Raw genomic sequence first — 6,225 nt, 5'->3', positions numbered from 1 at the left:
CAATCAGGCTTCGCCTGGCCAGTCTCGCCTTTGGCGAGGCCAGTTCCGCTTCGCGGTAGAAGAGCCGTTGAACGCCTAAAGATCCGCTTTACGCTTAAAAGCGGAGAACCCGCTGAGCGCTGATGAAACCAGGTTGTCAGTCAACGGTCCTCCGAGAAGAGCCTGTCCTTCGATAAGCTCCAAAAATGACTGAAGAGGTCAAAGGTATAAGGGTAGACGTATGAAGAGCAAGATCAAACATAACATACCAACATCATGAACTATTTTCAGCATCTTGCGTTCCATAGCTCTTTTCGAACCTGCAACCACCTATCTGCAACCCCGAGCGGTTCAAACCGAGATCCCGAAACAAGTTCGGGATGACAGCGAATGATTATTCCGAAAAGAATAGATTCCTTCATTCCGACAAAGCTCCTGGTCGGAATCTTGATGCTATTCATGGCTCTTCTCACAAACGGAGAACCGCTTAACGGTCAACCTGTTTTTCTTGATCTTTCGAACGCCCAACCACGGTTTCTCGAAAGCCCAGATCCTTAACAGGAGCCCTGAACAGGAGATTTTCAGTGCAGGCTCTACAGGATGACAAAATAAGTTCGTTCTGATCAGATTACTTTAATTTGCTTGCTCTTTTTCTTTGGTTTTTGCCTCCTTATGCGTAAGCGCCAGAATCACTTCCCGGATGCCCTTCCGGGCATCACTTCCTGGCGAAGCCAGCCTTGCATCTTATTCCGCTCTTTCCAACCTCTAAGCTGCAATCCCCGACCTCGGTCTTTTGCTTTTTCTTACAACTTGCATCTTCCATTGCTCCTCGGTGAACGGAGAACCGTTCAACGGAGAACCAGCATTCCTTTTCTTTGCCTTTTCGAACGAAATCGAATTTGGTTTATCTACTATAATAGTGTAGAGACCTGAAGCTTTGGAGGTACCCTGTGCGGAGATTATTTCTGGTTGTCATATTGTCAGTCTTCTTGTCTAGTGGTTTCGCCGAGGCTCTGAAAAAAAGAGGGACAGATGAAGAATTCTCTTACTCGGTGCTAGCGGGAGGGTCGATCACACTCCCGGTCGATACTACATTCAGATTCATTCCAGGATTTGAGCTTTCAGAGGGTGATTTCTGGGTTACTTTTGCGATTCAGGACCCTCTTTTCAGATGGGCAAGCGGCGACGAATTGAGTCCCTGCCTGGTGGAAAAGTACGAGCTGTTGAATTCGAACAAGTCTCTTTTCATAAAGCTCAGAGAAGATATTTTCTGGTATGACGGAACGCCTATAACCAGCGCGGATATTGAGTATTCGATAGAAGCGTGGAAGAACACCGAAAGCTCTCCGGTCTATGAGGCTCTCAGTGATCCGCGGTTTGGCTGGTTTTCCGTCGTCGACAGCAAGACAGTGGTTTTCAATTTCAATGATTCGTATCCCGAATTCTTGAACTCTTTGAGAACAGGCATACTCGCCAAACATATTTACTCGGACAGACTTGGAATCGAACCGGAGAATCTGGAAGAGAGCATGAAGATGGATAAACCTCCTATCGAAGCTAGTTCAGGGCCCTTCGTGCTTGATCCGTCAAGTGTAAAAGGCAACATTATTCTGAAGAGAAATCCGAACTGGCACGGAGGATCTGGCGACGGTCTTTTTCCTCTAGTATTTGAGAGTTGGCCCGAAAAAAGTCTTCTAGATGAAGTAAGGCTCGTGGAAGTGGCGGAGCCTCTCGACAGAATTGAAATGTTCGAAAAGGGAAAGCTGCATCTTCTTTTCAGTGAGCCTGATCACAACGAGTCTCTTCTTAATGCATCGGCTTCTGGAAAATTTAAATCGGGAAGCTTACCGGATGGCACTTATCATGTTGTTCTAATAAATCATAGAAACGGTCTGCTGGCAGAAAAAGGAGTTAGGCAGGCGCTCAAGATGTCTATAGATTATGAATCACTTCTTAAAGCCCTCCCCAATTCTATCGGGACTTTTATTCCTGTAGATCCCAGAACGGCTATCTCTAAGACCCTGCAAGCTCAGATAGTGGATCTTCCGTACGATCCGGAGAAGGCAAAGATCTTCCTTTCAAATGCAGGTCATCCCGATAGCGTAACTTTGTCGATCAAGGTCTATCATGGAGTTGAGAATATATTGCTGGAGGAGCTCCAGAAGAGCTGGGACAAGATAGGTGTGAAACTCGAAGTGGAAAGGCTCGATTGGGGAAGTCTTCTCCGTGACATAGATGAAGGCGATTATGAGCTGGCCTATCTTCGAGTCCAGGCCTTCGACTATCCCGAGATAGCCCCATGGACCAGTGAGTACGAGTATGATTTGGAGTCAGGCTGGGAAGTAGGTTATGTGAATCAGCAGATCTTCAGGATTATGAGAAGGGCTTCTATTGAGCCCGACTGGTCAAGTCGCACTCCTTATTATCTCGGATCATACAGGATATGGACAAATGATGTGCCGGTTCTGGTTTTCGCCTACAATCTTTCTTACGCTTTTTGGAATAGCCAGCTCATCGGGCCGGTCCCGGGCAGAGGGGAGCTTTACGAGAATCTTGCTGAGTGGTATTTGCAGAAATGAAAGGACAACATAAAGGGGGTATTTGAAATGCTCTATCTTGAAAGGGAGCCTTTTAGGAGAGCACAGTATACGATCCTTGAGAACGGGAGAGAGCTGGAAAAGAGACTGTTCGCCTATTACTTCATGGATGGCCCGGCAAACAGCGTTGTCGAGGAAATCGCCGGTTATCAGAATAGCGATGGCGGATTTGGAAATGCAATTGAACCAGACTTCAGATTACCAGCTTCATCACCCATAGCAACGTCTGTAGCGCTTCAACACCTTATTAATTTCGATGACATACCGCTTGCCAAGGGAATAATCTCAAAAGCGATTTCCTATTTGGACAACACATATGTTCCGGAAAGGGAGGGATGGTTGGCAGTTCCGAAGACGGTGAATGATTACCCGCACGCTCCCTGGTGGGAATTCGATGAAGAGAAGGGCATGTGCGCGATCGATGCTAACTGGGGCAACCCAACTGCGGAAATCACAGGATATCTGAGCAAATACAGAGAATTAACCAATCTAGATGTAGATGAGCTTCTTTCTCAAGCGGTCAGGTATCTGGATAGCATGAGTGTGTTTACCTCTTTTCACGAGATATTCTGCTTCATAAGGCTTTACAGATTGCTTGACGAAAAAACGGCTGCAAGCTTAAGATCAAAGCTCTCTGAAGCAGTCTGCACCTTGGTTAGTGAGGATGAGGAGGAATGGAGAACGGAGTATGTGGCCAAGCCTTTGGATTTCGTTGCTTCTCCCGAAGAGTTCTTTTGCGTCGATAGAGAGTTGATTGAAAAGAATATCGAATACTATATTGACGAGCTTCAGACTCACGGGAAGATCAAGCCCACTTGGTCCAAGAGCTTCTACGATGGCGAAATGAGCAGGGCCTGGGATGAGTGGGTTGCTATAATAACCTTGAGAGTTCTTCTGATCCTAAAATCATTTGGAAGAATAATGCTCTAGATAAAATTCGAATGGAGGGATAGAAGTGAAGAATATTATCCTGCAAGAAAGGATAATGGCCGTTATCAGAAGCGACAGCGTGGAGAGATGCGTCGAGATTGGAAGAAGCTGTTTCAGGGGAGGCGTGAAAATCCTCGAAATAACCTTCACGGTTCCCGACGCCCCCAAGGCGATTTCAATTCTCTCAAAAGAGATAGAGGGTGCCTACGTTGGAGCCGGAACTGTTATCACAGACGACCAGTTCAGCAAAGCCGTTAAGAGCGGCGCTAAGTACGTAGTCAGTCCTCATCTATCGGAAGAACTTGCAATACAGTCCAGAGCGCTCGAGATGCTTTATCTTCCTGGGATTATGACACCGACAGAATATGTGAAGGCAACTTCGCTGGGCAGCTCGATGGTCAAAGTCTTCCCCGGCGATGTACTTTCACCCTCCTTTGTGAAATCACTTAGGGGCCCCTTCCCCGAGGCGCTGTGTGTGGTGTCGGGAGGAGTCAATCTCGACAACATAGACACATGGTTCAAAGCAGGTACCGCCGCTGTCGGTATAGGATCCGATCTGACTAAGGGGAGCCCGGAGGAGATAGAGGAGAAGGCGAGACAGTTCGTCGCCAAAGTCAAGAGTTTCTTTGGATGAATCTTTGGGCAATTTCCGCAGTATCTAATAATGAATGAACTTGCATGAAGTTCTCGAAAAACTTGGTGATTGATTTGGGTATTGAGGGATCAATCATATTCATAGTTCCGATAGAGATTGCGGTGGCTCCCGCCATAATAAACTCTACTGCATCCTCGCCGTTTGAAATTCCGCCCATACCGATTATGGGAAGATCAATATCCCTACTGATTTCGTAGACCATTTTCAGCGCGATGGGTCTAATTGCTGGTCCGGACATTCCACCGGATAGGGCACCTAATGCAGATCTGAATCTGTTTATGTCAATCTTCATGGCTGGTACGGTATTTATCAGTGATATTGCCGATGCCCCTGCCATTTCTGCACTTCTGGCGAAGGAAGCATCAATAGATTGGAAAGGGCTGAGTTTAGCGATCAGCGGGTATTTGCTGGTCTTGCTGCATTCAGATACGACATTGCCAATTCTCTCAGGGCTTGACCCGAAAGAGAGTCCTTCCGAATCGACATTCGGGCAGGAAAGATTTAGTTCAATGGCGGCTGCCCCATCTATGTCATTTAGTCTGTCAGCTATCTCAACAAACTCAGATACTGAATTTCCACTTATACTAACTATTACTGGAATTTCCAATTTTCCATACCCGTCTTTGTATTCTTCGATAAAACTGAGAACGCCGGGGTTTTCGAGGCCGATCGAATTTATCATTGAGGAAGGACCCTCCAGGATTCTCGGCTGAGCGTTACCCTCCTTCGGATTCAAAGTGATCGTCTTTGTTACTACCGCTCCGACATATTCAGATTCCAGAAGGTCAAAATACGGTTTGGACAGTCCAAAAGTCCCTGAAGAAATGATTATGGGATTACGCAAAATGCCTATACGTCCAAGATCTGTTCTCAGATTACATTTCATTCCATTCAACCTCTTCCATTTTGAAAACCGGTCCATCTAGACAGACTCGCTTGCTACCGTGTTTTGTACTGATGGTGCAGCCATAACAGACCCCGATGCCGCATGCCATACGTGCTTCAAGAGATACCTCGACTTCTCTCTTGCATAGAAAGGGTTCGAGTGCCTTCAACATTCTTGTTGGGCCGCAACAGTAGAATCTGTCGTAGTTTTCCAGATCAATTTCCTTCAACCTGTCCACAACGTTTCCTATGAAGGGGTAAGGTCCTTTGTCAACGGTTACTAAAACTCTGTTTGCTCTCTTCTGAAATCCTTCGATGACTTCTTGAGGGATCTCCTCGGGTTTTGAGAAGCCAAAAATAGTGTCCGAGTTACTATCTGAATCAAATAGCTTTCGAGAAAGAAGATTCAGTGAAGCGATGCCACATCCCCCTCCAATCAATAGCGATCTGCTTTTGCTAGACACGGTGAATCCATTTCCCAGCGGTCCTATGAGATCAACAATAGATCCGGAATTGAGTTCACTCAACCATTTTGTCCCCTTTCCAACAATCTTTATGAATAGGGATAGGCTTTCACTTGAGACATCAAAGACGGAAAATGGTCTTCTCAAAATCATATCTTCTCCATAACAACCGATTTCAACAAACTGCCCGGGAAGGGTCTGTCGGGAGATATCTCTAGAATTAAGAACCAGTATATGCCCGTCGGAACTAACCCTTTCGTTTCTTATCACTTCACATTTTTCATTCACAACATTCATACTGACTCTCCAATGAAGGGGTAGACTATTTTTCCAGAGGCTATGGTATACTTCACCTTCGCTTCTAGTTTCTTCCCCAGGAAGGGAGTATTCTTCCCTTTTGAATACATAGAGGACTCTTCGACAATCCATGATTCATTGGGATCAAAAAGGACGATATCGGCTCGTTCTCCCTCTTCAAGACAAGCGGGATTTATTCCCAAGAGATTCGAAGAATTAAATGTGAGAAGCTTAGTCAATGCTTGTAGAGAGAGAAGCCCTTCACTGACAAGGGCGGTGTATGAGAGCGGGAAAAGTAGCTCTACTCCCGAAAAGCCTCTAGCAGGTACTTCAGATGTTTTTTCTTCTAATGTGTGTGGTGCGTGATCCGAAGCAATAATATCTATCAAACCAGAGACTATTGCCCGTCTGATCGCTT

The 6,225-nt window shown here is 46.0% G+C and carries 6 protein-coding genes and 1 pseudogene; 3 read left to right on the top strand and 4 right to left on the bottom strand.

What is annotated here, in order from left to right; all coding sequences use genetic code 11:
• Positions 1 to 612: 612 nt before the first annotated feature.
• Positions 613 to 722 (bottom strand): annotated as a pseudogene (locus ENN47_09415) (hydrolase-like protein).
• Between the two features lie 207 nt (positions 723 to 929).
• Here ENN47_09415 and ENN47_09410 point away from each other — a divergent pair.
• From ENN47_09410 to ENN47_09400, 3 genes are read left to right on the top strand one after another with little or no spacing between them, the layout of a single operon-like run.
• Positions 930 to 2,558, top strand: a complete 1,629-nt coding sequence (locus ENN47_09410) for an ABC transporter substrate-binding protein (protein ID HDP78380.1) — start codon at positions 930 to 932, stop codon at positions 2,556 to 2,558.
• A gap of 27 nt (positions 2,559 to 2,585) precedes the next feature.
• Positions 2,586 to 3,506 carry a hypothetical protein gene (locus ENN47_09405; protein ID HDP78379.1) on the top strand — a complete coding sequence of 307 codons (921 nt, stop codon included), beginning with the start codon at positions 2,586 to 2,588 and terminating at the stop codon, positions 3,504 to 3,506.
• A gap of 25 nt (positions 3,507 to 3,531) precedes the next feature.
• Positions 3,532 to 4,140 carry a bifunctional 4-hydroxy-2-oxoglutarate aldolase/2-dehydro-3-deoxy-phosphogluconate aldolase gene (locus tag ENN47_09400; protein HDP78378.1) on the top strand — a complete coding sequence of 203 codons (609 nt, stop codon included), beginning with the start codon at positions 3,532 to 3,534 and terminating at the stop codon, positions 4,138 to 4,140.
• On the opposite strand, the gene ENN47_09395 is transcribed toward ENN47_09400, so the two are convergent.
• The 3 genes from ENN47_09395 to ENN47_09385 form a co-directional block, all read right to left on the bottom strand.
• Entirely contained in the window at positions 4,121 to 5,083 is a 963-nt protein-coding gene (locus tag ENN47_09395; GenBank protein HDP78377.1) for a dihydroorotate dehydrogenase, read from the bottom strand. The genes ENN47_09400 and ENN47_09395 overlap by 20 nt on opposite strands.
• Entirely contained in the window at positions 5,037 to 5,939 is a 903-nt protein-coding gene (locus ENN47_09390; protein ID HDP78376.1) for a dihydroorotate dehydrogenase electron transfer subunit, read from the bottom strand. The genes ENN47_09395 and ENN47_09390 overlap by 47 nt, the downstream gene beginning before the upstream one ends.
• A partial coding sequence (locus tag ENN47_09385; GenBank protein ID HDP78375.1) for a dihydroorotase occupies positions 5,804 to 6,225 on the bottom strand: 422 nt, incomplete at its 5' end. The genes ENN47_09390 and ENN47_09385, both read right to left, overlap by 136 nt.

Origin of the sequence: Mesotoga infera (assembly GCA_011045915.1) — a bacterium.
GTDB classification, from domain to species: Bacteria; Thermotogota; Thermotogae; order Petrotogales; family Kosmotogaceae; genus Mesotoga; species Mesotoga infera_D.
The sequence above is the reverse complement of the archived record's forward strand: the minus strand, read 5'-3'. Positions and strand labels throughout refer to the sequence as shown.